Origin of the sequence: Parabacteroides sp. PH5-46, from assembly GCF_029892785.1 — a bacterium.
GTDB lineage: Bacteria > Bacteroidota > Bacteroidia > Bacteroidales > Tannerellaceae > DFXE01.
The window spans coordinates 22,580-47,796 of sequence record NZ_JARXXA010000004.1 but is presented as its reverse complement, the minus strand read 5'-3'; the positions used below and the strand labels follow the sequence as shown (position 1 = coordinate 47,796).

At 40.8% G+C, this 25,217-nt stretch carries 21 protein-coding genes; 7 read left to right on the top strand and 14 right to left on the bottom strand.

What is annotated here, in order from left to right; genetic code table 11:
* Positions 1-45: 45 nt before the first annotated feature.
* Positions 46-408 carry a dihydroneopterin aldolase gene (folB, locus tag M2470_RS05180; protein WP_280743978.1) on the bottom strand — a complete coding sequence of 121 codons (363 nt, stop codon included), beginning with the start codon at positions 406-408 and terminating at the stop codon, positions 46-48.
* Between the two features lie 102 nt (positions 409-510).
* On the opposite strand from folB, the gene M2470_RS05175 reads away from it, so the two are divergent.
* Complete coding sequence (locus M2470_RS05175) at positions 511-879, top strand: polymer-forming cytoskeletal protein (protein ID WP_280743977.1); 369 nt, start codon at positions 511-513, stop codon at positions 877-879.
* A 51-nt stretch (positions 880-930) separates the two neighbouring features.
* Here the strand turns inward: M2470_RS05175 and M2470_RS05170 are convergent, their stop codons facing one another.
* The 9 genes from M2470_RS05170 to M2470_RS05130 form a co-directional block, all read right to left on the bottom strand.
* The gene (locus M2470_RS05170) at positions 931-3,618 is read right to left on the bottom strand and encodes a 4-alpha-glucanotransferase (protein ID WP_280743976.1); all 2,688 of its coding nucleotides are present in this window, start codon (positions 3,616-3,618) and stop codon (positions 931-933) included.
* Between the two features lie 89 nt (positions 3,619-3,707).
* Positions 3,708-6,251, bottom strand: a complete 2,544-nt coding sequence (locus tag M2470_RS05165; protein WP_280743975.1) for an adenosylcobalamin-dependent ribonucleoside-diphosphate reductase — start codon at positions 6,249-6,251, stop codon at positions 3,708-3,710.
* Between the two features lie 247 nt (positions 6,252-6,498).
* On the bottom strand, positions 6,499-7,896 hold the full coding sequence (gene dnaA, locus M2470_RS05160; RefSeq protein WP_280743974.1) for a chromosomal replication initiator protein DnaA: 1,398 nt from the start codon (positions 7,894-7,896) through the stop codon (positions 6,499-6,501).
* A 377-nt stretch (positions 7,897-8,273) separates the two neighbouring features.
* The gene (locus M2470_RS05155) at positions 8,274-9,161 is read right to left on the bottom strand and encodes an MlaD family protein (RefSeq protein WP_280743973.1); all 888 of its coding nucleotides are present in this window, start codon (positions 9,159-9,161) and stop codon (positions 8,274-8,276) included.
* Between the two features lie 33 nt (positions 9,162-9,194).
* Positions 9,195-10,289: an N-acetylmuramoyl-L-alanine amidase gene (locus tag M2470_RS05150; protein WP_280743972.1), complete on the bottom strand. Its 1,095-nt coding sequence runs from the start codon at positions 10,287-10,289 to the stop codon at positions 9,195-9,197.
* A 111-nt stretch (positions 10,290-10,400) separates the two neighbouring features.
* A complete protein-coding gene (gene rplI / locus M2470_RS05145; RefSeq protein WP_280743971.1) occupies positions 10,401-10,844 on the bottom strand; it encodes a 50S ribosomal protein L9 in 444 nt (147 codons plus the stop codon).
* A 22-nt stretch (positions 10,845-10,866) separates the two neighbouring features.
* Positions 10,867-11,133, bottom strand: a complete 267-nt coding sequence (gene rpsR, locus M2470_RS05140) for a 30S ribosomal protein S18 (RefSeq protein WP_280743970.1) — start codon at positions 11,131-11,133, stop codon at positions 10,867-10,869.
* A gap of 3 nt (positions 11,134-11,136) precedes the next feature.
* On the bottom strand, positions 11,137-11,490 hold the full coding sequence (gene rpsF, locus M2470_RS05135) for a 30S ribosomal protein S6 (protein WP_280743969.1): 354 nt from the start codon (positions 11,488-11,490) through the stop codon (positions 11,137-11,139).
* A gap of 326 nt (positions 11,491-11,816) precedes the next feature.
* The gene (locus M2470_RS05130) at positions 11,817-12,326 is read right to left on the bottom strand and encodes an RNA polymerase sigma factor (protein ID WP_280743968.1); all 510 of its coding nucleotides are present in this window, start codon (positions 12,324-12,326) and stop codon (positions 11,817-11,819) included.
* 301 nt (positions 12,327-12,627) lie between these two features.
* On the opposite strand from M2470_RS05130, the gene M2470_RS05125 reads away from it, so the two are divergent.
* From M2470_RS05125 to M2470_RS05105, 5 genes are all read left to right on the top strand, one after another.
* On the top strand, positions 12,628-13,560 hold the full coding sequence (locus M2470_RS05125) for a DMT family transporter (RefSeq protein ID WP_280743967.1): 933 nt from the start codon (positions 12,628-12,630) through the stop codon (positions 13,558-13,560).
* Positions 13,561-13,867: 307 nt separating this feature from the next.
* Positions 13,868-16,309: a bifunctional aspartate kinase/homoserine dehydrogenase I gene (gene thrA, locus M2470_RS05120; RefSeq protein ID WP_280743966.1), complete on the top strand. Its 2,442-nt coding sequence runs from the start codon at positions 13,868-13,870 to the stop codon at positions 16,307-16,309.
* Entirely contained in the window at positions 16,306-17,511 is a 1,206-nt protein-coding gene (locus M2470_RS05115) for a cofactor-independent phosphoglycerate mutase (RefSeq protein WP_280743965.1), read from the top strand. Before thrA ends, M2470_RS05115 begins: the two co-directional genes overlap by 4 nt.
* The gene (thrC, locus tag M2470_RS05110; RefSeq protein ID WP_280743964.1) at positions 17,508-18,821 is read left to right on the top strand and encodes a threonine synthase; all 1,314 of its coding nucleotides are present in this window, start codon (positions 17,508-17,510) and stop codon (positions 18,819-18,821) included. Before M2470_RS05115 ends, thrC begins: the two co-directional genes overlap by 4 nt.
* 132 nt (positions 18,822-18,953) lie before the next feature.
* Positions 18,954-19,364, top strand: a complete 411-nt coding sequence (locus M2470_RS05105) for a DUF5856 family protein (protein ID WP_280743963.1) — start codon at positions 18,954-18,956, stop codon at positions 19,362-19,364.
* A gap of 49 nt (positions 19,365-19,413) precedes the next feature.
* Here M2470_RS05105 and M2470_RS05100 read toward each other — a convergent pair whose 3' ends face one another.
* The 4 genes from M2470_RS05100 to M2470_RS05085 are packed head-to-tail and all read right to left on the bottom strand — an operon-like array spanning position 19,414 to position 22,558.
* A complete protein-coding gene (locus tag M2470_RS05100) occupies positions 19,414-19,854 on the bottom strand; it encodes a DUF695 domain-containing protein (RefSeq protein WP_280743962.1) in 441 nt (146 codons plus the stop codon).
* The gene (locus M2470_RS05095) at positions 19,851-20,750 is read right to left on the bottom strand and encodes a transporter (RefSeq protein WP_280743961.1); all 900 of its coding nucleotides are present in this window, start codon (positions 20,748-20,750) and stop codon (positions 19,851-19,853) included. Before M2470_RS05095 ends, M2470_RS05100 begins: the two co-directional genes overlap by 4 nt.
* Positions 20,751-20,793: 43 nt before the next feature.
* The gene (locus M2470_RS05090; protein ID WP_280743960.1) at positions 20,794-21,777 is read right to left on the bottom strand and encodes a HAMP domain-containing sensor histidine kinase; all 984 of its coding nucleotides are present in this window, start codon (positions 21,775-21,777) and stop codon (positions 20,794-20,796) included.
* Positions 21,767-22,558, bottom strand: coding sequence for a response regulator (locus tag M2470_RS05085; protein WP_280743959.1), 792 nt, complete (start codon positions 22,556-22,558; stop codon positions 21,767-21,769). Before M2470_RS05085 ends, M2470_RS05090 begins: the two co-directional genes overlap by 11 nt.
* A 302-nt stretch (positions 22,559-22,860) precedes the next feature.
* Here M2470_RS05085 and M2470_RS05080 point away from each other — a divergent pair, with 302 nt between their 5' ends.
* A complete protein-coding gene (locus M2470_RS05080) occupies positions 22,861-25,212 on the top strand; it encodes an FtsX-like permease family protein (RefSeq protein WP_280743958.1) in 2,352 nt (783 codons plus the stop codon).
* The last annotated feature ends 5 nt before the right edge of the window (positions 25,213-25,217 follow it).

Genomic DNA, 25,217 nt, shown 5'->3' with positions numbered 1-25,217 from the left:
ATTTGTGTTTAAAAAGCTGCAAAGATAGAGAAAGTTGGGCACAAATTAAGAGAAAACTTCCCTAAGAATAACAGATGCGCTGTAAACTTCTCCTCCCAGAGGTGGGTTTAGTTTGGAAAGAGATACTTCAATAGCTGTTATCTGGGGGAAATGCTCCTTTAAAGAATGGAGTATACGTCCTGCCGCATGCTCCAGCAGCTTGGAAGGAATAAGCATTTCTTTTTTTACAAGCTCATACACCGCAGCATAATTAATCGTATCTTCCAGATCGTCGGTCTGCACAGCATTGCCTAAAGGAGCTTCCAAGAGAAGACTGACTGTGAAATAATTGCCTACGCGTGTTTCCTGAGGTAAAACCCCATGGTACGCATAAAATTTCATATCCCTCAATTCTATCTTGAAAACCATATTTTATGTATTTAATTGCTAAAAGTCAGAAAAGAATCCCAGACTGCAAAAATATAATTTTATATTTGCACTTTGTCGCAAATTATACAACAATATATTCTTATGAGAATTAAATTTAAAGATGATGCTCCTTCAAATGCATTGCATAACATATTGGGTGTTGGAACAACTGTAAAAGGAGATATTATTACCGATGGAGATTTCCGGTTAAATGGTAGAGTAGAAGGTAACATTAATTGTGCTGCAAAGATAGTGATCGGTCCGAAAGGACATATCGACGGAGATATCGTTTCTGTCAATGCAGAAATTCTAGGTACAGTGGTAGGTAGTATTCGTACCAGCGGTGCTTTGGTACTTAAGGCATCGTCTATTGTAACAGGTGACATCTACGCCCAGACATTGGAAATAGAACCGAATGCCAAGTTCAGCGGAGTATGTAACATGCTACCTTCTGAAGACAAGAATGCATAAGCAGTAGATTGATTGAAGGCCACACCGAAAAACGGAGCAATAGTTCTGAATCTATTTTCTTCCGCTTTTCTCTATTAAGGAAACCACCTTTTCTCTCAAACCATCGGCCTTCATTAAATCTTCTATTGTGATATGCATACGATAGCACCAATAGTGATGTGGGTTAGCAGGTATATTTATACGCTCGGCCTCATAATCTTTTCGCTTAAGGGTATCATCTGTGGCAAACCAATCTTGCAAGGGAAGAATCACAAGCATTGACGGAGCATTCAAATGATTTTCTATAATTTGTCGGGCTATATCCGACGTACATTCCGTCGGTGCTTCTCCCGGGCGGTGTAGTACATCATTATAATAGCGTTGTATCTTATCCTTGTCTTCTTTCCACCAGCTTCTCAGAGGTGACATATCGTGTGTAGATGTTGTACAAACAGACAGATAAGGCAGATGCTGCAAATCCGCAAATTCGCGGTTAGAAGTTTTAGGCATCCGCTCAATCTCCAGGCTTAATATCTGCAACTTGTTCATCACATCCGGTACCGATTCGGGAATCATCCCCAAGTCTTCGCCGCAAACCAACATTTGCGTGGAAGCTATCAAAGGAGTCAGCCGCTTAAATGCCTGAAGTTTCCAGAAGTTATTATGCCGGTGATAGAAAAAGTCCCAATACAAATGATCGAATGCGTATCTGTCATTCGCACTCAACTCACGATACAGGTATGACTTGTTAGCCAGAATACGAGGATGGAAACAATCGGTCTTATACGGGTCACGCAAAAACAGTACCTCATTAGCGATGGTATACAGGCCGTTTTTAATACGCATGAACTTCTCGTCATTATCCTTGCCCAGTAGCTTTTCTATTTTACTTTGTGTATCGCAAAAAGGTTTTAACACATAATGCTGTGAAGACGACTGAGCCAGATAGTAGTTCTCTACCTCATCAGCCAGATCGCCAAACAATTCAGAAAGATACTCTTTGTTAATATGAGGAGTTGTAAAACGAGCTTCATTAAACAAGACACCATATTGCTTAATTTCATCCTTTGACAAAGGAAGAGCCGGGCTGAAATGTCCACATAAGCCCTGTATATATTCACAAGGGATCTCCCATATACGGAAAAAGCCTAAAATATGATCGATACGAAAGCTATCAAAATAATCACCCAACTTTGAGAAACGTTTTCTCCACCAGGTATAATCATCACTCTCCATCCGTCCCCAATTATACGTAGGGAATTTCCAGTTCTGTCCAATGTCAGAAAAATCATCCGGTGGAGCACCCGATTGTCCTGACATGTTGAAATATTGAGGTTCCGTCCAAACTTCAACACTATCCCGATTCACTCCGATGGGCAAATCTCCTTTTAATACTACTCCATTTTCCCGGGCGTAATCAGAAACAGCCTTGAACTGGGTATGCAAAACATATTGCAGGAAGAATATGAATGAGATTTCATCCCAGGCGTCGGTACCTTCCTTACATAAGCGGTCTATACGTGCTTTGTTGTAAATGGCATCATCGCCCCAAAGCGTAAAATCTGTTGTGTTGTATTTATCCCTAAAATAGCAGTAAACCGCGTAAGGAGCGAGCCAGTGGGAATTCTCGGCAAAAAACGTTTTATATTCTTTCGTTTGCAACAAAAGCTTGCCTTCCTGCTCAAAGAAAAGCCGGCAGTACTCTTGCTTATATTTAAGGACTGCTTCGTAATCCACAGTCTCTTTCGCATTAAGTTCTTTTTGTTTTTTCCTGAAAAAAGTAGCTTTTTTCTTATCGTTTATGCTCCCCATCCACGACAAATCCACATACATAGGATGTAATGCGTATATGGTGATGGCGCTGTAGGGATACGAGTCTTTCCAGGTATGTGTAACCGTTGTGTCATTAACAGGCAAGACTTGTATAATCCGTTGGTTGGTCTTTTTTATCCAGTCGATAAACAACTTGAGATCACCCAAGTCTCCAACCCCAAAGCTCTTTTCCGAGCGCAAGGAGAAAACGGGTATCACAGTACCTGCCGTTTTCCATGGAGGAAGTTCTTCCCTCAAATAGAGTCCGGAATAACAGACTGTTTCTCTTTTCTCTTGAAAAGACACATCCAATACACGATTATCACCTGCTTCCCAATAACAGAGATCGCGCGTTTCCGTATCCAATACCAGAAACTTATATTCCAAGGGGAAAGTGATCTCCTCTGCATCTATAACGATCTGCCACTCGGGAAAATGCTCACAACTCATGATAAGCGCTTGCTCCGGATACCAATTCCCCAGACAGGCTTGATTTCCGGCAACAGCAAGACTTTGACCTTTCTCGACACGTGGCGCCGATACTTTGATCATCAGCTTTCTACCCTTCTTCACCTCTTTCACGCATGGAACACACGGATGAGCTAATAAACTCTTTGTGAAAGCAGAAGAATAGAAAGCAATGTTTGCCGGACGGGTTAGCCAACAATCATAAAACGTATACAACTCAGAATTTTCATTTAATATTGCCTGATGATTTCTTTCCCATTCTTCGAAAATTTGCTGATCATCCACCCGTAAGAAATACTTGTATTCTATGGATTTGGTCTTATCCGGCAAGTCTAACTGTAATTGCCAATTTCCATCTCCCGTATAATTCATCTCTTTGGCAAATGCAGTTTCCCAGGCGCCAAGCTCAGGTATAGAACCTACGATGTACAGCTTCTGCCCCCAGACAGTATAGTAATTAATATTAAATGAAACCTTCATTGTTTTTGTATTGGTCGTAATATAGATGCGAATGTATAAAAAATGCGGAGACTATTCCCCGCATTTCTATACAAAAAGTATATTTTATTTTATCCGCATTTTGATGCTCCGCAATTCGTACAAATCAAACAGCCTTCCTGGTAGATTAATGATTCCTGTCCGCAGTTAGAACATTTAGCACCTTTCACATTCTCTCCGGATTGAATATACTTCTTCAAAGCACGTTCAACACCGTTCTTCCAGGTATTAATCGATTCATTATTTAATTCGAGCCCTTGTACCAACTTAATGACCTGATCGATTGGCATAGCGTAACGCAACACACCGGAGATCAGCTTGGCATAATTCCAGAACTCGGGATTAAATTTGCTGTCCAGCCCTTCAATCGTCATTTTATAGCCCCGTTTATTCTTGAACTGGAAATCATAATGTTTCGTATCATTGTCATCGTAGCTCTTGATAATCGTTCCTTTTGAAACATTTTTAGGAAGCATAAGACCTTCATCATCATCAGCTATCCCGGTAAAGATTTCATAAGGACGACCATTTAACAAGCCAATAAAGGCAATCCATTTTTCTTTATTATTCTGGAATTTTACAATATCAGCTTCCAGTTCTCGTGGACGTTTGGCTACAATAACAGGTGCCTCCATGCATTCGCAATCGTCTTTCTTCTTCTTGCCATTATCTGTAGCGATCAGCACACCGGAACGTGAACCATCACGATACACTGTGCAACCTTTACATCCGCTCTTCCATGCCTCGATATAAAGATCATTAACCAAATCTTCCGTCGCATCGAACGGCAAATTAATAGTCACACTGATTGAATGGTCTACCCACTTCTGAATACGACCTTGCATTTTGATTTTCTGTAGCCAGTCTACATCATTAGATGTTGCCTTATTATAAGGTGAACTTGCCACTAAAGCATCGATTTCTTCCTGGGTATAGCGCTTCGATGCCGAATGTCCGTTAGCCAACATCCAGGTTACAAATTTATGATGGAATACGATATATTCTTCCCAGGCATCCCCTGTTTCATCCACAAAGTCTACACGTACCGAAGCATCATTCGGGTTAACTTTACGACGTCGTTTGTAAACCGGAAGAAATACAGGTTCGATACCCGATGTCGTTTGAGTCATCAAACTGGTGGTACCTGTAGGAGCAATAGTCAAACAAGCGATATTCCTACGGCCATATTTAACCATATCTTTATAAAGATCCGAGTCTGCCTCACGCAAGCGGTTAATGAAAGGATTCTTCTTTTCTCTCTCCGAATCATATATCTCAAATGCGCCGCGTTCTTTTGCCATCATAACAGAGGAGCGATAAGCCGCTAAAGCCAACGTTTTCTGTATGTTTTCGGCACAGTCTGTAGCCTCTTCCGTTCCATAACGAAGGTTCAGGGCTGCCAGCATATCTCCTTCAGCAGTAATACCTACACCGGTACGACGTCCTTGTAATGTTTTCTTTTGAATCTTTTCCCACAAATGACGTTCGGTTTGCTTTACTTCGATTAGTTCAGGGTCAGCATCTATCTTTTCCAGTATTTTTTCTATCTTTTCTGACTCCAGATCAATGATGTCATCCATAATCCGCTGAGCCAAGCCAACATGCTTTTTGAACAACTCATAGTCAAAATAAGCATCTTTGGTAAAAGGATTTACCACGTATGAATACAAGTTGATAGCCAACAGACGGCAACTATCATAAGGACACAAAGGTATTTCTCCACATGGATTCGTGGATACTGTACGGAAGCCCAGATCGGCATAACTATCCGGAACTGATTCACGAATGATCGTATCCCAAAAGAGAACGCCCGGCTCTGCCGACTTCCAAGCATTGTGGATAATTTTTCTCCACAAATTCGAAGCGTCTATCTCTTTTTCCGTTGTAGGATTTGGCGAATAAACCGGATACTGTTGCTTATACGTTACATTATTTACAACAGCATTCATAAACTCATCATCAATTTTCACAGACACATTTGCACCTGTAACTTTTCCCTCCGTCATCTTAGCGTCAATAAACGACTCAGAATCCGGATGTTTTATGGAAACACTAAGCATCAAAGCCCCCCTGCGTCCGTCTTGTGCTACTTCGCGGGTAGAGTTTGAATAACGTTCCATAAAAGGAACCAGACCAGTTGAAGTAAGAGCCGAGTTTTTCACAGGCGAACCTTTCGGGCGGATATGAGATAAGTCGTGGCCTACCCCTCCCCTACGTTTCATCAGCTGTACCTGTTCTTCATCAATCCGGATAATCGCACCATACGAGTCTGCTTCTCCATCAATACCTATTACAAAACAGTTGGAAAGTGATGCAATCTGAAAATCATTACCAATTCCGGTCATGGGACTTCCCTGTGGAATAATATAACGGAAATGGTCAAAGAGGTCAAAAAGTTCCCTTTCAGACAGTGGGTTAGGATACTTCTTTTCAATACGAGCAATTTCTTTTGCCAAACGGTGATGCATATCTATGGGAGATTTTTCATAAATATTCCCAAAAGCATCTTTCAGTGCATATTTGTTAACCCAAACCTTGGCGGCTAACTCATCACCTGTGAAATACTCCAAAGAAGCGTTAAATGCTTCGTCAAATGTGTACGTTTTTTGGTTCACTGTGTCAAACTATTATTTTTTGTGCAATTTTAAGAATACTTTATCTATTAGCCAAATTATATCATTGCAAAAACACCTTCTGTTGAAAAGTTTTCCAAAACAAAATACAACAAACTGTTTTTCAATAAAATAATTTTATAATCAAGATAAAAAGTTTTCCAAAAAGAAAACCAGCTCCAATTATAAATAAACAAAAAAAGGAATGCTTTGTTTAAAAAACATTCCTTTTTTTACTATAATATTGGTGTTAATTTTTCAACTGAACTTCAATCTCTTCTACAGCAGAACGAAAAGACTTACTGATTTCGATTTGATCTTTGATTGTTTTGCAGGCATGCAATACAGTTGCATGGTCTTTCTTTCCTACAATCTTACCTATGTGAGAAAATGAATAGTCGGTATATTTCTTTGAAAGATACATCGTTATTTGTCGAGCTTGGACAATCTCACGTTTTCGGGACTGAGTCTGAATAACAGACTGCTCTAAATTAAAATACTTACAAACAATCTCCTGTATCAATTGTACAGTTATCTGTTTCTTTTCTAGTCGGATAGCCTGACCGATAACCCGCTTAGCCAAAGACATGTCTATCTCATGATTATTAATCACGGAATTAGCCATCAGAGAAACAAGTACACCTTCCAGGTCTCTGATATTGTCGGTTACATGATTTGCTATAAAATCAAGAACATCTTCCGGGATAACAATGCCGTCCTGGCTGGCCTTGTTCTTCAATATTTTCTTTCTTAGTTCAATGTCCGGGCGAAGCAATTCAGCCGTTAGACCCCACTTCAGGCGAGTAACCAGGCGTTCTTCCATGCCTTGCAGGTCTACAGGTGCTTTATCAGATGTTAATACCAATTGCTTACCTAACTGATGAAGATGATTAAATATATGGAAGAATTGCTGCTGCGTTTTATCCATCCCCAACAACTCCTGTATATCATCCATGATAAGGACATCCAGATTCTGGTAGAAATAAAGGAAATCATTAACCGTATTCTTTCGCGTGGCATCCGTATACTGAACACGGAAAAGATGGGAGGATACATATAATACTTTCTTTTCCGGATGCAGTTCTTTAATCCTCGTACCAATGGCATGGCACAAGTGGGTTTTCCCAACACCTGAAGGACCATAAACAAACAATGGATTAAAGGTAGTTCTCCCCGGATTCTGTGCCACAGACTCGCCCGAAACACGTACCAGGCGATTGCTCATACCTTCAAAAAAGTTGTCAAAGTTATATTTAGGGTTTAGTTGCGAATCAAAATCTTGCAGAGGAGCCTGAGTAAATGGGCTGGGAGCTTTGTTCGCATCTTTCGGAATAATCTTTTTAACAGCAATTGAGCTATTTTCAGTAGGATAGTCAATCGTACCACCGGTTGTTTTATCTATTACCACACGATAATTCAATATCGTTCCCTTACCTATCACTCTATGAATAGTAACCTTGAGGACATTGATATACTTTTCCTCTAAGTATTCATAAAAAAACTGGCTGGGTACTTGTATTGTAAATTTATTATCCTCGTAAGACAAAGGCGTAATAGGTACAAACCAAGTGTTAAAAACAACCTCAGGGACGATGTCCTTGATAACGGCTAAACATTGAGCCCATAATTTCTGATAGTCACTCTGCATTTTACTAAATTTCCTAAACTATAACTTCTACTCTTATGCACTACAAAGTTTAGAAATATATTCAATAAAAAAAAACATCTTTTTTTTTGGAGTTTCTTTCAAAATAGTATCATTCTTACTTTCAACTACTTAATAGGTGCCGCCGGAAAGCCGGGATACGTCTTAGGACAAATAAATTCCAACCCCTTTATTCTAAAGGATTTCATAAATTAATTATCGTTTTTAGAAAATAAAAAAACAAAAAATGAAACAAAGCATATTTCATTTACACTAAAGACCTTGGGGGGAAAAAAGGGCTTTAACATTTGTTTTTTCAACTTGGAATAATTCTAAATAAGAGCAAAAAAATATCCTCAAAATATTATGTAAAATATTTGCTAGAACAAAGAAAAATGAACATAACGTTTGGGGTTTTCTTTCAAGTCGAACAGTAGAGTGGAAGCATTTTCCATCGTTGCATTCAGGTTATTGTACAGCGCCTTGTCATTCAGCAGCAAGCCCAGACTGCTGTCTGTTGAATTTAACTTATTGGTTGTTAGCTGAAGATTGGCCAATGTCTGATTTACACTGCTAACCGTTGCATTCAGATCCAAGCCTTTCAGCTCTTCACTTATCTCAGTGAAGTTTCCGGTGATCTTCTTCAGGTCGGAAACAATTACCGGCACATCATTATTTAATAAGCGGTTTAGCTGAAGGGTCGACACCTCCAGGTTATTTGTCGTTCTTTCGATATGTTCCAAGGATTGCCCCAAAGCCGGATGGTTGACGATATGTTGAAGCCCGGCCAGTATAGAATCTATTTTGGGTAACAGCTGTGTCACCTCCGGTAGTATTTTCTCTTGTACATCGGTCATCATATCACTACCCAGACGTCCCTCTATGGTCTCGCCCGACTTCAGATACTCATTCACATACTTATTTAACTTAATATGCAGGGCGGCTCCGCTCAGAAGAGTATTTTCAATAACGATATAGCTGCCTCTGTTTATACGCATATCATCTTCCAGGCTTACCTCTACCGTTATCTTGTCGGTCGTTGTATAATCATAGCGGATCGCTCTGACTAAACCAACCTTAAAGCCTTCTATATATACAGGGCTGGAAATCGTCAGATCTTTCACATTATTAAATGAAACAAAGTAATGATTCACCGGTTTAAATAGGTTTACCCCTTTCAGATAATTAATACCAAAATATAATAATCCTATACTTATAATTGTTATAATCCCTATTTTAGCTTCTTTAGTCAATACATTCTTTTTCATCTTCCTTTTTTTTGTAGTCTGAAAGCCTGTTTTTTACAATTTCTTCCCGTCCTTATTAAACCTAACAACAAAGGCGTCTTTGAAATCTTTCGTTATACTATTCTTCAAATCATTGATTTTTTTAAAGTCGGTTGATTCTCCATAGGTATATTTATATACAGCGCCTTCTTTGTAAAAACTAACGTCTTTATAGCCTTTAAAGTGTTTTGAATTAGCCGGCAGCTTTTCTGTAGAGGTCAATATCTGAACTTTATAAATGGTATCCCCCGTTGTAGTGGTTGTAGCAGTTGAGGCAGTCTTAGCATTTTCCTCATTTTTCGATGGTTTCGGTTGCTCTGGTGATGTGGCAACCGTTCTCTTGTCATATTCTTTCTTGTAATTTGCAAATGCTGAATAGAGGGCGGCAGCAAGTTTATTCTGGCCTGCCGTAGATTTCATAAACTTCTCTTCTTCCTTATTTGTAATAAAGCCCAGCTCTACCAACACAGCAGGCATACTTGTTTTACGAAGCACCAATAATCCTCCCTGCTTAACACCCCGGTCTACTCGTTTAGCATCAGTAAATGCCTTTTGTATATCGGCCGCAAAAGTGATACTCTGACTCATGTGTCTGTTTTGCAGATACTCAAACATAATGTATGATTCGGATGAATTAGGGTCAAAACCTTCATACTTTTGCAAATAATCATCTTCCAGAAGGATTACGGAGTTCTCACGTTTCACTACATCCAGGTTTTCATCACTTTTAGACAACCCCATCGTAAATGTCTCTGTCCCTGTTACGTGACTACCTTTTTTTACAGCATTAGCATGTATGGAAATAAATAAATCGGCTTTGTTCCGGTTGGCGATATTGGCTCGTTCATCCAATTCAATAAACTTATCCGTTTTACGGGTGTATACAATCTTTACATCATCATGCTTGCTGGCAATCAGGTTGCCAAGCTTCAAAGCGACAGCCAGGTTAATAACCTTTTCGTTTATAACGGATCCCTTTGCCCCAACATCCTTCCCCCCGTGACCAGCATCTATCACAACAGTAAACACTTTGTCTTTTGCCTGTATAGAGGGAATGAAAAAGTACAGGGCAATCATGACAGATACAATCTGAAAAATAAATCTTTTCATTCAATATAATTCGTACGATTATCGTGGCAAATGTAAGATTTTTTGCTGACTAAAAAAAGGCAATCCTTTTTAGAATTGCCTTTTCACATTATATTGTCAGTAAATAACTTATTATTCGGAAACAACTTCAAAAGGTATTTCTACCGAAACTTCCTTATGTAGCTTAAGAATTGCTTTGTAATTGCCAACTTCTTTTACGCTTTCTTTAATATAAATTATCTTACGTTCTACTTCAAATCCCTGCTTAGCCAATGCATCAGCTACCTGTATGTTCGTAACCGAACCGAAGATAGTACCTGTTGAACTGGTTTTTGCACCGATTGTTAATGATACGCCTTCCAATTTAGCGGCCAATGCTTGAGCATCTTCTTTGATTTTCGCTAATTTATGAGCGCGTTGTCTCAGGTTTTCAGCCAATACTTTTTTTGCTGATTCTGAAGCAATAACTGCTTTTCCTTGTGGGATTAGAAAGTTACGTCCGTAACCGTCTTTCACTGTTACGATATCGTCTTTGTAGCCTAAGTTTACTACATCTTCTTTCAAAATAACTTGCATATTCTGTCTCCTCTTACTTTATTTATTTCATTAAATCGGTTACATATGGAAGCAACGCCAAGTGTCTGGCTCTTTTAACAGCCTGCGCAATACGACGTTGGAATTTCAGAGAAGTTCCTGTAATACGACGTGGAAGGATCTTTCCTTGTTCGTTCAAAAACTTCTTCAGGAATTCTGGATCTTTGTAATCGATGTATTTGATTCCGTTCTTTTTGAAACGGCAATATTTTTTCTTTTTAACATCAACCGATGGAGGGGTCAAATATCTTATTTCTGATTGAGTTGCCATAAATTAATTCTCCTTTACTGTTTCTTTAGACGATTTCAAATTTCTTCTCTTAGCAGCATATTCTGCAGCAAATTTATCCTGGCGGAATGTCAGGAAACGGATCACACGTTCGTCACGACGGAAGTTGATTTCCAGCGTAGCAATCGTTTGTGGCTCAGCCTTAAACTCGATCAGTTGATAGAAGCCTGTTGTCTTCTTGTCAATAGGATACGCCAACTTGCGCAGGCCCCAATTCTCTTCATTCACAATCTCTGCACCTTCTGCTTTAAGAAGGTTTGTGAATTTTTCTACCGCTTCCTTCATCTGTGCATCAGACAAAACGGGAGTTAAAATGAAAACGGTTTCGTAATTATTCATAAAACGTTCTTTAATTAGTAATTTATAAAATTTCGAGCCGCAAAGGTAAGAATATTTCCCGGCTTACAAAACTTTTATCCCTCTTTTTTAAGATACAAACTGATTTAAAATGTGCCTGCTAAGCTTCATCTACGACCTTTCCAAAAAACTGTATTTTAATTTCATGCGTATCGTCCCACATATGTTGAACATATGTTCTACAATTGTTGAACTCATGTTCTACAGTTGTTGAACACGAGTTCAACAACTGTGGGATTTCAAAGTAAAGGGTACAAAAAAAGCCGTCCACTGCGGACGGCTTACAATATAATTTACATTAAAGTTAATCAACTATGGTAGAAATCCTTCAATTGCTTCTGAAGTTCCTGGCGAGCGAAGAAGATACGGCTCTTTACTGTTCCCAATGGGATGTCTAGCTTGTCTGCTATCTCATTGTATTTATAACCACTTAAATACATTGAGAAAGGTACTTTCATTTCTTCATTCAGGGTATTGATTGCCTGAGAGATTTCCTGTATCTGATAAGAGCCGTCCGGTGAATCAAAACCTGAATCATTCAACACATCTACATTATATACATCTATATTCTGGTCGATAACTGTTTGAGCCCGTACTGCCTTATGATAATCATTTATAAATATATTACGCATAACTGTTAACACCCACCCTTTAAAGTTTACATTATCTACAAACTTATCCTGATTGCCCAGCACTTTTAGGGTTGTGTCTTGTAAGAGATCTTGAGCATCTTCTCTGTTAGAGGTAAGCATCAAGGCAAAATTCATCATATTGTCTTGTATACTTAATAGCTTCTTTTGAAATTGCAACGCATTCATAAAATTATTGTTATTATAGGTTATTATCGTCTATTACTGCATCCTTAACTCAGGAGCACAGAACAAAGATACGGGTAGAAAACTTACCTTAATTAATAATTGAACAACATTAATATGAAAAACACTTTCTTTAAGTTTTACCCCTAAATTTAGGGGTCGTTGAACAGGATTTACAAGTTCTACAACTTGATGAAAAATAAAATCTACAACCTTCCGAACGGAATTTACAACTACTGCCCCTCCTGTATCTGGAAATTAATAAGTACTTTTGCCCGATGCTATAAAATTGCGATCGTACGTCATGCTAAGCAAAGAAAAATTAAAGGGGCATGTCCTGATTTTTTCAGCGAATGTATTATTCGGTATTAACATGCCTGTTTCAAAATACTTACTTCCCGGACATGTTGTCCCCGAGGCTTTAACTATCATGCGAATGTTATTTGCTTGTGTGATGTTCTGGCTTGTTTCTCTTTTTATGAAACAGGAAAAAGTACCCTTAAAAGACATTGGTTTGCTTTTCCTATGCGGGATGTGTGGCATTGCCTTCAATCAAAGCCTGTTTATTTCCGGTTTGAGCCAAACCTCTCCGGTAGACGCATCTATTATTGCTACCGCCGGGCCTATCTTTGTGATGTTACTAGCTGCTCTTATCCTGAAAGAACCGATCACTAAGCTGAAAACACTGGGCGTTATGATCGGAGCGACAGGGGGTATCCTGCTCATTCTGTCTTCCACTCAGGCAAGCAACCAGGCAAGCAGTTTGCAGGGCGACCTAAAAATTGTATTCAGCGGATTTATTTACTCCATTTATGTTGTTATATCCAAACCTCTGAGCCAGCGTTACTCTTCCGTAACGATTATGAAATGGATGTTCCTGTTCTCGACCCTTGTACTGCTACCGTTTATGTATCGGCAAATGCTTGATACGGATGCTTTTCACCGATCTGAAATAGACTGGAAAGAAGCAAGTGCCATCTTCTATGTATTAATGGGAGCAACCTTCATACCTTATCTTATGATACCCATGGCTTTAAAGCGTATCCGCCCTACTACCTTAAGTATGTATAATTATGTACAACCTATCGTAGCTTCATTAATTGCCGTTATGGTAGGGCAAGACTCCTTCACACTGAGCAAGATACTATCCTCTGCCCTGGTTTTTGTAGGCGTCTATATGGTAACCCAGAGCAAGAGTCGCGAAGACGTAGAGAAAGAATTAAAAATTGATAGCTAAAAAACAACATTAGCTGATACAAAGAAATAATTTTCAATTTTCCACTTTCAATTTTCAATTATTTTTGGCTATTAAGCAAAAAATATGTAATATTGCATCGTCATTAAATAGAAGAAAAGAAAAGGCTATATGATAAATGCAAGTTTTGCATACTACACATGGGCATTGACAATGACCCCTTGGGGGGTTAAAATCAACAAATAAACAATAGCAGAGGCCACGCCCTGCGTTGTAGCAATTTCCAATATTGCAGCCCGGGATTCCCGGTTCGTTTATCACAAAATACATCACTTTTAAAACAAATACGATGAAAGTATTAAAATTCGGCGGAACATCCGTAGGTTCCGTGAATAGTATCTTAAATGTAAAGAAAATTGTAGAGGCAATTGACGAGCCTGTAGTAGTAATAGTCTCCGCATTAGGCGGGATAACCGACAAACTCCTTAACACATCAGTAATGGCATCCAAAGGCGATGTTGGCTACGAAAGAGAATTATCCGAAATCATAGCCCGCCATCTGGATGTAATCGAAGGGGTTATCCCTGATGATACATTGCGGATTGACGTTCAAAAGCAAGCGATGACCTTGCTTGACGAACTATCCAATATATATAAAGGTGTATACCTTATCAATGATTTATCGCCCAAAACTTCCGATACGATCGTAAGCTATGGCGAACGGATCTCTTCTCTGATCATATCTCACGTTATCAAGGATGCCAAATTGTTTGATTCGCGAAAGTTTATCAAAACCGTTAAGCAATTCAACAAGCACATGGTAGACTTTGAATTGACGAATGAACTGATTAAAAAGACATTTACTCCTCTGCCTAAAGTCTCTTTGGTTCCGGGTTTTATCTCTTCAAGCATAGAAAATGGAGAAGTAACCAATCTGGGACGTGGAGGATCAGACTATACGGCAGCCATTCTAGCAACAGCCTTAGATGCCTCTATATTAGAGATATGGACAGATGTAGACGGCTTTATGACAGCCGACCCGCGTGTGATCAGTTCGGCTTATGTAATCGACAGGCTCAGCTTTACCGAAGCTATGGAGTTGTGTAACTTCGGAGCGAAAGTAATCTATCCTCCAACGATTTACCCTGTTTACCATAAAAATATACCGATCCGGATCCGGAATACATTCAACCCCGAAGCTCCCGGTACCTATATCTCCAAAGAGCGCAGCAATGGCTCTGCCAAATCCATGATTAAAGGGATTTCTTCTATCAACGATACCTGTCTGATTACAGTACAAGGCTTGGGTATGGTAGGCATTATCGGTATTAACTATCGCATATTCAAGACACTGGCAAAGAATGGCATCAGTGTATTTATGGTATCACAGGCCAGCTCTGAAAACAATACCACATTTGCTGTCCGGAATGCCGATGCAGAGCTGTCTGTAGACGTATTAAACGAAGAATTTGCCATCGAACGGGCACAAGGCGAAATCAGCGAAATTACAGCTGAAAAGGACTTGGCAACAGTTGCAATTGTGGGTGAAAACATGAAGCGCACTCCCGGTATTGCCGGCCGTTTGTTCGGTACTCTGGGAAGAGCAGGTATCAGTGTAATAGCCTGTGCACAAGGAGCCTCTGAAACAAATATATCATTCGTTATCAAGCATAAATACTTACGGAAAGCCTTGAACTCCATTCACGACTCGTTCTTCCTTTCGGAATACAAAGTCTTGAATCTCTTCCTGGTAGGCATCGGTACGGTAGGTAAAAAGCTGTTGGAACAGATCCGCTGTCAGCAGGCTACGCTGATGGAACAGAACAGCCTCAAGTTAAGGGTTGTAGGAATAGCCAACTCGAAAAAGTTACTCCTTGATCGCCAGGGACTAAACCTGGAGACCTGTATTAAGGAGTTAAAAGAAAACGGCGAAGACAGTTCTCCTCAGCATTTATGTGATGAGATACTGAAAATGAATATCTTCAACTCTGTTTTCATCGACTGTACCGCCAGTGCAGAAATTGCAGAAATCTATTCAGAACTATTGAAAAATAACATATCGGTAGTAGCAGCCAATAAGGTAGCCGCTTCGTCTTCCTATATCAACTATTCAAACCTGAAAGATACGGCACGTCAAAGAGATGTCAAGTTTCTGTTTGAGACAAACGTTGGAGCCGGACTTCCTATCATCAATACAATGAACGACCTTAGGAATAGTGGCGACCATATATTGAAACTGGAAGCTGTTCTATCAGGCACTCTCAACTTCATATTCAACACATTAAGTGCAGATATCCCATTCAGCAAAGCGATACAAATGGCTAAGGAAGCGAATTATGCCGAACCAGACCCCCGTGTCGACCTGAGTGGAAAAGACGTAATCCGTAAACTGGTGATCCTGACCCGTGAAGCCGGCTATAAAGTGGAACAAAAAGACGTAAAAGTCAACCTGTTTATCCCGGAAAAGTACTTTGAAGGAACACAGGAAGATTTCTGGAAAAACATCAAAGAACTGGATACCGAATTCGAGGCCATGCGTAAACGGGTAGAAGCTGAGAAGAAACACATCCGCTTAGTGGCCAAAATGGAGAAAGGAGTATGTGAAATAGGCCTACAGGAAGTAGACCGCCACCACCCCTTCTATGAGCTGGAAGGAAGCAACAACATCATCATGATATCCACCGAAAGATACTACGATTACCCCATGATAATCAAAGGGTACGGAGCCGGTGAAGACGTTACCGCCGCAGGAGTGTTCTCCGACATCATCTCAATAGCCAATATCCGATGAAAGCTCTCGTAATTTTGGGCGATGGGATGGCCGATGAACCTATAGATATGTTCGGGGGAAAGACGCCTTTGCAATATGCACATACGCCTTATATGGACAAATTGGCTGAGTTGGGGGTTACCGGGCGTATGAAGACTGTGCCCGACGGATTTCATCCGGGAAGTGAAGTAGCAAATCTGTCTGTTTTAGGATACGATTTGCAAAAGGTATATGAAGGACGAGGCGTTCTGGAAGCAGCCAGTATAGGTGTTACCTTGCAAGCTGGTGAGATTGCGATGCGTTGCAACCTGATCTGTATAGAAGACGATAAAATAAAGAATCACTCAGCGGGGCATATCAGCACCGAAGAGGCTGATATACTGATCAAATACCTGGAAGAGAAGCTCGGTTCGGAACAGGTAAAGTTTCATACCGGAGTCTCCTACCGCCACCTGTTGGTGATTAAAGGAGGAGATAAGCGTTTGGATTGTACGCCTCCGCACGATGTACCTCTTCAACCCTTCCGCCCATTAATGATCAAGCCGGAAGTCCCCGAGGCATCTGATACAACCAAGCTTCTCAATAAGCTGATCCTGAAATCGCAGGAATTGTTAAAAGAGCATCCCATAAACCTGAAGCGAATCGCTGCCGGTAAAGATCCGGCGAATAGTATATGGCCTTGGTCGCCGGGCTATCGTCCGGCCATGCAAACTATGCAGGAAATGCATGGTTTCCGGAAAGGAGCCGTTATCTCTGCTGTAGATTTAATCCGGGGAATCGGTGTATATGCCGGATTAGATGTAATAAACGTAGAAGGTGCTACCGGCTTGTATAATACAAACTATGAAGGCAAAGTGCAAGCAGCACTGGAAGCCCTGAGAACAAACGATTTTGTCTACCTGCATATCGAAGCCAGCGATGAAGCCGGGCACGAAGGAGACGTAGCCTTGAAGGTAAAAACAATCGAAAATCTGGATCATCGGGTCGTACATCCCATATATGAAGCATTGACAACATGGAATGAATCGGTTGCCATCGGTATCCTGCCCGACCACCCCACCCCATGCGCTATACGTACGCATACCAATACGCCTGTTCCTTTCATTATTTATAAACCGGGAGAAAAACCAGATTCCGTAACAAAATATGATGAGTTCTCAATAGAAAAGGGTAAATTTGGCATTTTGGAGAAAGACCAGTTTATTAAAGTATTATTAGGATGAAGTATTACAGTACAAACAAACAGGCTCCCTTTGCATCATTAAAAAGGGCTGTTATTAAAGGCCTTGCCGGAGATAAAGGATTGTATATGCCTGAAAACATCGATCTGCTGAAGGATTTCGTAATCGGCGAGATGAAAGACATGACTTTTCAGGAAATAGCATGTGTGGTAGCTAAAGCTTTATTCGGAGATGATGTAAACGGAGGTACATTGGAAAAGATCGTAAATGACACGCTCTCTTTCGATACCCCGGCTGTCCCTGTACACGATAATATCTATAGCCTGGAACTATTTCATGGTCCTACCCTGGCTTTTAAGGATGTAGGTGCCCGCTTCATGGCTCGTTTATTGGAATACTTCATCACCAAAGAAGGAGTGAAAGATGTAAATGTACTGGTAGCAACCTCCGGTGATACCGGTAGTGCTGTGGCTAATGGCTTCCTGGGAGTAGAAGGTATCAACGTCTACGTATTATATCCCAAAGGAAAAGTAAGTGCCATTCAGGAATGCCAGTTCACTACATTGGGACAGAACATTACAGCTCTGGAGATAGATGGTACATTCGATGATTGCCAGGCACTAGTGAAGTCTGCCTTTATGGATACGGAAATCAACGAACATAAGAAGCTGACATCTGCCAACTCTATAAATGTAGCTCGTTTCCTCCCACAGTCTTTCTATTACTTCTATGCGTATGCGCAACTGGATAAGATTGGTAAAGCCGACAAACTGGTAATAAGCGTTCCAAGCGGCAATTTCGGTAATATCACTGCTGGCCTGTTTGCCTATTGGATGGGGCTGCCCATCAAACGCTTCATTGCTGCCAATAACCGGAACGATGTATTTCTCGACTATCTGAATACCGGTGTTTACACTCCACGCCCTTCTGTTGCTACAATTGCAAACGCTATGGATGTTGGCGACCCAAGCAACTTTGCCCGTATCATGGACTTATTCGGCATCTATCCCGATCCCTATAAAACAATCAAAAAGAAGATTGCCGGATATGCCTATACCAACGAAGATATTGCCGACACCATGCGGCAAGTCTACAAACAATACGGATACGTGTTAGACCCCCACGGCGCTTGCGGATATCAGGGACTTATCGACAACAAACTGGCGGCTAATGAAACCGGTCTGTTCCTCGAAACGGCCCACCCTGCCAAATTCAAAAGCACAGTCGATGAAATCCTGGGCATAGACCTGGAAATCCCTCAAAAGCTCCAAGCCTTTATGAATGGTCAAAAACAAAGCATCGAGCTAGGCAAAGACTTTGATAGCTTCAAAAAATATTTGATGAATCAGTAATACTTTGTAGATTATTATAGACCCGTTTCTGTTTTATTGCTGTTTGCTGTAATTATTTTTTGTATTAAACCTTTTTGGGGGTAATGCTGTTTAGTAGATAAGAGCATAAAAATAAACAAAAAGAATTTAATTATGAGTACAACAATGAAAACAAAAGAAATGGGATCTACAAATGTATCAAAGAAAGAGTTAGGAACTTTTATCGGAGAATTATTCTCTTTTAACAGCAGTTTGAAATTGTATCACTGGCATGTAAGCGGTGAAGGTAGTTACGCTCAGCATATGGCTCTGGACCAGGCTCTGGAAGACCTGCTGGATACTATCGACAGAGTTGCGGAAACAACCTATGCTTTGGTGGGCGATATTGATATCGTTATTCCGGAAACAAAAACTCCTCAGAACATCGTGAAACATACATCCGACTTTTACAGCTATGTAGGCAAACACAGGGATCTATTCCCCGAAAACTTCTCTGAAGCAATCATCGACGATTACCAGGAAGCCCTTCAGCAGTTGATTTACAGACTGGCACGATTGAAATGATCGTTTTAAATAATAAAAGGCACGGAAATCCGTGCTTTTTTTATATCTATTAGTCTACCGCCCAGTCTTTCATTTCGTACATATCTTTGTATTCTTCCCAATCGGGATCTAGTTCGGTATAGATGGAGATGGGGAGTAGCTCGAATGGGGCAAGTACTTCATTCAGGCGTTCGCCAAAAACGCGAACGGTACGGGTATAAAATACCCAGATTTTCTCGCCTCCGCCTGTATAGATGGCTGTCAGAATGGATAGTTTATCTTTCTTCTCCATCGCTTTTTGCAGGGTTTCCTGTACGGCTTCCATCCGTTCGGCATCCGGTTCGGAGGGCATTCCTTTCTCGTCTGGTTCGTATTTCCAGGTTATTTCTACCCGCTCTTTGTATTTGCCGGACTGGATAAATTCGGCAAGTGAATCACGTCCTATAACAGTAACCAAGTCGCCCGACTCATTACCTGACAATGCTGTAAACCACTCGTTCGTTAACTTCATACTGATTTATTTTTTCTTCTTCTCAGCCATAACTGATAAGAATTGATGATGTTTTGCCATAATACGTAAGCGGCAGGAGCTACAGAGGAGATAGGATTCAGATAGGTTTGAGCCATCCAGATAGCCAGGATGGTGTTCTTCTGCCCCAGCCCTTGTCCACATGATACGGGATCTCCGTAGTGTCGTCCGATACGTCTTCCCAACAAAAACTGTCCAACACAGATAATCAAGGCTACAACAGCCAGACTGATCTCCACCTTATAATCCGGGTTTTCCTGCTCTACCAGGAATTTCACGGTATTTCCGGTCACTATTGTAAGTGCTACAGCCCATAAATAAAAGGATAGGTTGTTGAAAGCAAGTAATTTCTTATTCAGTTTTGGAAAGAAATACTGGATAAACCAGGCTAATACCAACGGGAAAAGCAAGATAGGTGCCACCTGCTTACAGATGTAGATAAATGACTCAAAGAAAGACATCTCCGCATGCGGTCCGATCAACGGAAACAAAATCGGCGCAGCAACTGCAACCCCAATATTACAAACCAACAGATAGGTAGTAAGGAAAGCTACATTCCCACCCAGCATACCGGTTACAACAGCCGCAGAAATAGCCGTCGGTACCAACACACAAACAAAGGCTCCCTGCGCCACGACAGGATGATAAAAGCGAACAACACCATATACTATAACGCAGCCTACAAGCTGGATCAAGAGTAACCATAAATGCGGCTTCCGGAAGTGTATATCCTTAGGAGTCAGCTTACAGAACGTAAGCAGCAGCATAATAAAAATAAGATATGGAATGATAAACGAAATATAACCTATCAGCGGATAAGTAACGATCCCCACAATCATGGCAATTGGGAGTGTCCAATTCTTTAGTATCTGCAGCACTTTTCCCTTGTTTTCCTGCAAAGTTAGTGAATTTTCAGATAGTTTACGGAAAGCTCATACGAAATACTGCCCCCTCTCCTGGGGATGAGCTCACAGTAAGTTCTCCTCCATGAAGTTGCATGATGCGCCGGGAAAGCGGAAGGCCTATCCCACTCCCCTCTTTCTTAGTAGAATAAAAGGGAATGAACACGTCTTCCAGACGCTCGGGCGGAATACCTTCTCCATTATCGCAAACTTGTATAAACAAGGGGGCTTTCTCTCCTCTTCCCGCCTCAACGATGATTTGTGGCTCCGGATGGTTTGCGGTAGCTTGCTGGGCATTGTGGATAAGATTGATCAATGCCAATGTCACCAGGTTTTGGTCAAGCAGTATCTCCACAGGTTCCGGTAAACTATACCGGATATTCTTGCTGCCCTCTTCGGAACTCAATAGGCGGTTGAGTTTATCAAACAAGGTGTGGATATCAACCTTTGTCTTAACCGGGTCAGGCAGATGAGTCAAGCGGTGATAGGCATTCAGGAAGGTATTCAACTGCTGAACCTGTTGGTTGATGGTTTGCAGTCCGTCAACAATTCCTTCTTTTCCGTATTCATCGGTATAGTTTATCAGGTCGGCAGACAAAGAGGATATCGGCGTAATGGAGTTCCTGATCTCATGCGTCAGTACCCGGATGATACTTTCGTAATAAAGCCGTCGTTCCTCCAGTTGGGCCTGATTCTCTTCAAATTGCATCATAATCCGGTTCATCTCCCGAAACAATCCATTCAGGAATTTATCATCTTCTTTTTCTGTGAAATGAACATTGAAATCATTATTGTTGATCGAACGAAAGAATGTTTCCAACTGGCGGTTTGTTTTTTCCATCTTCCTCACCAGCATAATGGCCAGGGTTATAACGATACAGGCAAAAGCAAAAGCTAAGAAAAGAGACGTCCCGCTGACCAAGAACCAGGCTCCCGCTACCGAACATAATACAATTCCGGTTATCCCTGCTACGATAAAGCGGTGTAATCGGTTATAAATCATATTTCTTCAACTTATTATATAAGGTTTGCCGGGTGATATTGAGTTGCTGTGCCGCGAGTGTCAAATTACCTTTCTTCTCTGCCAGTACCGTTTGAATAAACTGTTTTTCTATATCATCCAATGTGAGAGAAGTTGAAGCAGCCAACTCTGTTCTGTCAAAGATAAAGTCATCGGCCGTTAATTGCACAGTATTATTCAATAGCATGGCACGCTCAATACTTTGCTCCACAATTGGGATATTCCCGGTGAGTAGCTGGTTTGTCAATTTATCCCGTGCTTCACGATTTAATGAGGGGAACGGCTTACCATAGGCTACGGCATATTTCTTCAGGAAGAAGTCGATTAATTGGCTGATTATATTTGTTTCATCCGGCGAAGCAGGGTTGAATATCCGCTCCCTTCTTTTCTCCCAGGCTGCTATAATTGTATTAACCAGCTTTTCATTCTCCCAAGGTTTGATGATAAAATCGGCTGCTCCCTTCTTTAATGAGGCTACAGCCAGTTCTATATCGCCAAAAGCCGTGATGAGGACTACCTCCGGCGGATTGCTTCGTTCGCGTATCTTGTCGAGCCAGAAAAGTCCTTCGCCCCCAGTTTGTTTGCCGGTTCCAAAATTCATATCCAGCAGTACTACATCTACGTCGTCTTCCCGCAATAGGGCGGGAAGCAAAGTGGGGAACTGTACTGTCAGCACCGTCTTAAACTCACGCGAAAGAATCACACGAAGCGTCTTCAATACCGTTTCATTATCGTCTACTATGATGATTTTAGCTGTACGCATGGTAGTGCAAAGTTATATTTTTATACAAGAATGTTGTTTTACTCGTATGAATTTCATGTTTTTATGCCATTTTTTTTAACAGCTCACAAAGGTGGACACCTCGGCTCACCTATGTGACCAGAGTGGCTCACCCTTGTGAACTGCATGGCTCACCAAGGTGAGCCACTAAAAAAGAACCGATAAAAGTAATAAATCTACGTATGTCTAAAATTTAGACAATTTCTATTCGATGATAACAAAGAAGTGTTATTTTTATTGTTAAGCCGATAAAAGCAATATAGTTTTGAGAAAACAAAAGTATCATGAAGAACATATCCCTCAAACTTATCTTTCGTAGCTGGTGGCGGAATAAGGCGTTTGCTGTTATTTCTGTCCTTAGCTTGGCGGTGGGTATTGCTTGTACTAATTTGCTGGCGGCTTTTGTTATTCATGAGTATAATGTGGAGGCTGGTAATCCGAACAGAGACCGGATTGTAGTAGCTAAACATACAGAGGTTGAAAGCGGAAGAAGTTTCGCACACCGGTATGAAGATGTGACTGAATCATTAGTCAGTCACGTTCCCGAGTTAGAGAAGGGGTTTGTAGCAAGAAAGTTTTCTAATATTTCTTATTGCAAAATAGGTGAAAACTTTTATAATGAAGAATTTATGACATTTGTATCGGACAGTCTGTTTCTTCAGTTTTTCCCACAAAAAGTATTGATGGGTAGTTTAGAAGATGCCTTGAGCGGGCCAGATAAAATAGTACTAACAGAATCGTTCTCTAAGCAATTGTTCGGACAGAAAAACCCAATCGGTCAGACAATTCAGCTACAATATCTGCCTGTCAATTTCCGTGAAAAAAAATGGGAGGGCTTAATACCACTTACAGTTTCTGCAATTATCAAAGACAACAAGCAGGGTGCCCTTATTTTTGACGCCATTATCTTTGACAAGCCAATCGCCGGAACACACTTCTTTCTGCTGAAAGACAATATCTCTATTGCCAATTTACAAGCAAAAACGAACAATTTAGTTCTTGAAAATTCCAAAGGATTGAGCGTGAGATATTCCTTTCTGGGGATTCAAGAAACCAGTCTTAGCTCGGAAGATTATTACTCGGATATAAAGCGGCCTGATAAGAATCTATTATTTATAGCCTTTTTTTCTGCCATATTGATATTAGCTATTGCCTGTTTCAATTATGTAAACCTAAGCTTTTCGCGTGTATTCAAACAGCTATATTCCATTCATATACAGAAACTAATGGGAGCAGGAAGCGGCCAGCTTGCTATGCAATTGTTTGCTGATACGTTTATGACTGTAGGTTTAGGCTTTCTTATTGCACAATTAATACAATACGACCTGTTGTTGGTAACAAACAGGATTATGTTGGTTCAGATTCCGGCTTCTTTCCTATATAGCAATCAGGTACTACCCGTTACGCTTTTGTTTATTCTTATTCTAGCGCTTGTTCCGGCATTTTATATGAGTAGGCGTTTGCCCAATATGTCTATTTCTGTTTACAATAACTTCTACCGGGGGAAGGCTAAGCAGCGAATTATCGGTTCGCTTGCAATCTTGCAGTTTGTCATATCACTGGTGTTACTGATTGGTAGTTTTTCCGTACGTCAGCAACTCACGCTTTTGTATGAAAAAACAGAGGATTATAAAAACATATATACTTTTGCCGCATCTGACTTCAAGACCTCTATGTTACCACTTAAAGAACGTGTTGCTCATTTCCCCGGTATACAAGCCATAGCCTCAGGCAATAGTTCACTATCCGGAGGAAGTACTACTGGTTATACTAAAAACGGAGAGGAAATCTACGTTACACTGGATGAAGGAGACGAAGGGATGATGAAATCCATGAGATATAAAATAATACAAGGATTAAGTTGGGAAGAAGCGATAGAAGAATATCCTAATCCAACCTATTTGAACCGCACCTGGGCCCGAAGGTTATTCCCGAATGGAGAAGTCCCTATTGGCTATCTTATAAAGGATTACGAACCTGCTTTAGAAGAACACGCCCTCTTAAATAATAAAACAATAGCCGGAGTTGTAGAGGACTACTTTAGGGGTTATCTTGAAAGACCCGTTCATGAAGCAATCATTAGCTACAACCGGAATGGAGGTGTTTTCCTGGTAGTTCGGACTGAGCCGAAACAAACAGACAAAGTGATCAAACACATCCATGAGGAGTGGAATAAGCTCTATCCGGGACAATATCTTGAGCACTATAGCGAGTACAACACCATATTAAGCATAAATAAAAAACTCTTTGGTATGTTCGATCTGCTGATGATGTATTCCATTATCAGTATCTTACTCACCTGTTTCGGGCTGTTTGGAATGGCGCTGTATGCGATAGAGCAACGGACTAAAGAGATTGGTATACGGAAAGTGAATGGCTCTACCACCTGGCAGATTATGATGATGCTTAATCAGCAGTTTATCGGTTGGATTGGGATTGCTTATGTAATTGGCGTCCCCGTTGCTTACTGGTTAAGTAGCCGGTGGACGCAAAACTTCGCCTATCGTACCAGCTTTAGTATTTGGACGTACATATTGCCGCTTCTTATTGTTGTTGGCATAACCTTACTCACCGTAAGTTGGCACAGTTACAGGGCGGCAACAGGTAATCCGGTGAATGCATTGAGGGATGAGTAAATATT

Bases quoted from the DNA above. Each gene is read 5' to 3' on its own strand.
- rpsR (WP_280743970.1), bottom strand. From the start codon at position 11,133: ATGGCAACTCAATCAGAAATAAGATATTTGACCCCTCCATCGGTTGAT.
- thrA (WP_280743966.1), top strand. From the start codon at position 13,868: ATGAAAGTATTAAAATTCGGCGGAACATCCGTAGGTTCCGTGAATAGT.
- M2470_RS05115 (WP_280743965.1), top strand. From the start codon at position 16,306: ATGAAAGCTCTCGTAATTTTGGGCGATGGGATGGCCGATGAACCTATA.
- thrC (WP_280743964.1), top strand. From the start codon at position 17,508: ATGAAGTATTACAGTACAAACAAACAGGCTCCCTTTGCATCATTAAAA.
- folB (WP_280743978.1), bottom strand. From the start codon at position 408: ATGGTTTTCAAGATAGAATTGAGGGATATGAAATTTTATGCGTACCAT.
- M2470_RS05085 (WP_280743959.1), bottom strand. From the start codon at position 22,558: ATGCGTACAGCTAAAATCATCATAGTAGACGATAATGAAACGGTATTG.
- M2470_RS05130 (WP_280743968.1), bottom strand. From the start codon at position 12,326: ATGAATGCGTTGCAATTTCAAAAGAAGCTATTAAGTATACAAGACAAT.
- rpsF (WP_280743969.1), bottom strand. From the start codon at position 11,490: ATGAATAATTACGAAACCGTTTTCATTTTAACTCCCGTTTTGTCTGAT.
- M2470_RS05090 (WP_280743960.1), bottom strand. From the start codon at position 21,777: ATGATTTATAACCGATTACACCGCTTTATCGTAGCAGGGATAACCGGA.
- rplI (WP_280743971.1), bottom strand. From the start codon at position 10,844: ATGCAAGTTATTTTGAAAGAAGATGTAGTAAACTTAGGCTACAAAGAC.
- M2470_RS05175 (WP_280743977.1), top strand. From the start codon at position 511: ATGAGAATTAAATTTAAAGATGATGCTCCTTCAAATGCATTGCATAAC.
- dnaA (WP_280743974.1), bottom strand. From the start codon at position 7,896: ATGCAGAGTGACTATCAGAAATTATGGGCTCAATGTTTAGCCGTTATC.
- M2470_RS05080 (WP_280743958.1), top strand. From the start codon at position 22,861: ATGAAGAACATATCCCTCAAACTTATCTTTCGTAGCTGGTGGCGGAAT.
- M2470_RS05170 (WP_280743976.1), bottom strand. From the start codon at position 3,618: ATGAAGGTTTCATTTAATATTAATTACTATACTGTCTGGGGGCAGAAG.
- M2470_RS05105 (WP_280743963.1), top strand. From the start codon at position 18,954: ATGAGTACAACAATGAAAACAAAAGAAATGGGATCTACAAATGTATCA.
- M2470_RS05100 (WP_280743962.1), bottom strand. From the start codon at position 19,854: ATGAAGTTAACGAACGAGTGGTTTACAGCATTGTCAGGTAATGAGTCG.
- M2470_RS05150 (WP_280743972.1), bottom strand. From the start codon at position 10,289: ATGAAAAGATTTATTTTTCAGATTGTATCTGTCATGATTGCCCTGTAC.
- M2470_RS05125 (WP_280743967.1), top strand. From the start codon at position 12,628: ATGCTAAGCAAAGAAAAATTAAAGGGGCATGTCCTGATTTTTTCAGCG.
- M2470_RS05155 (WP_280743973.1), bottom strand. From the start codon at position 9,161: ATGAAAAAGAATGTATTGACTAAAGAAGCTAAAATAGGGATTATAACA.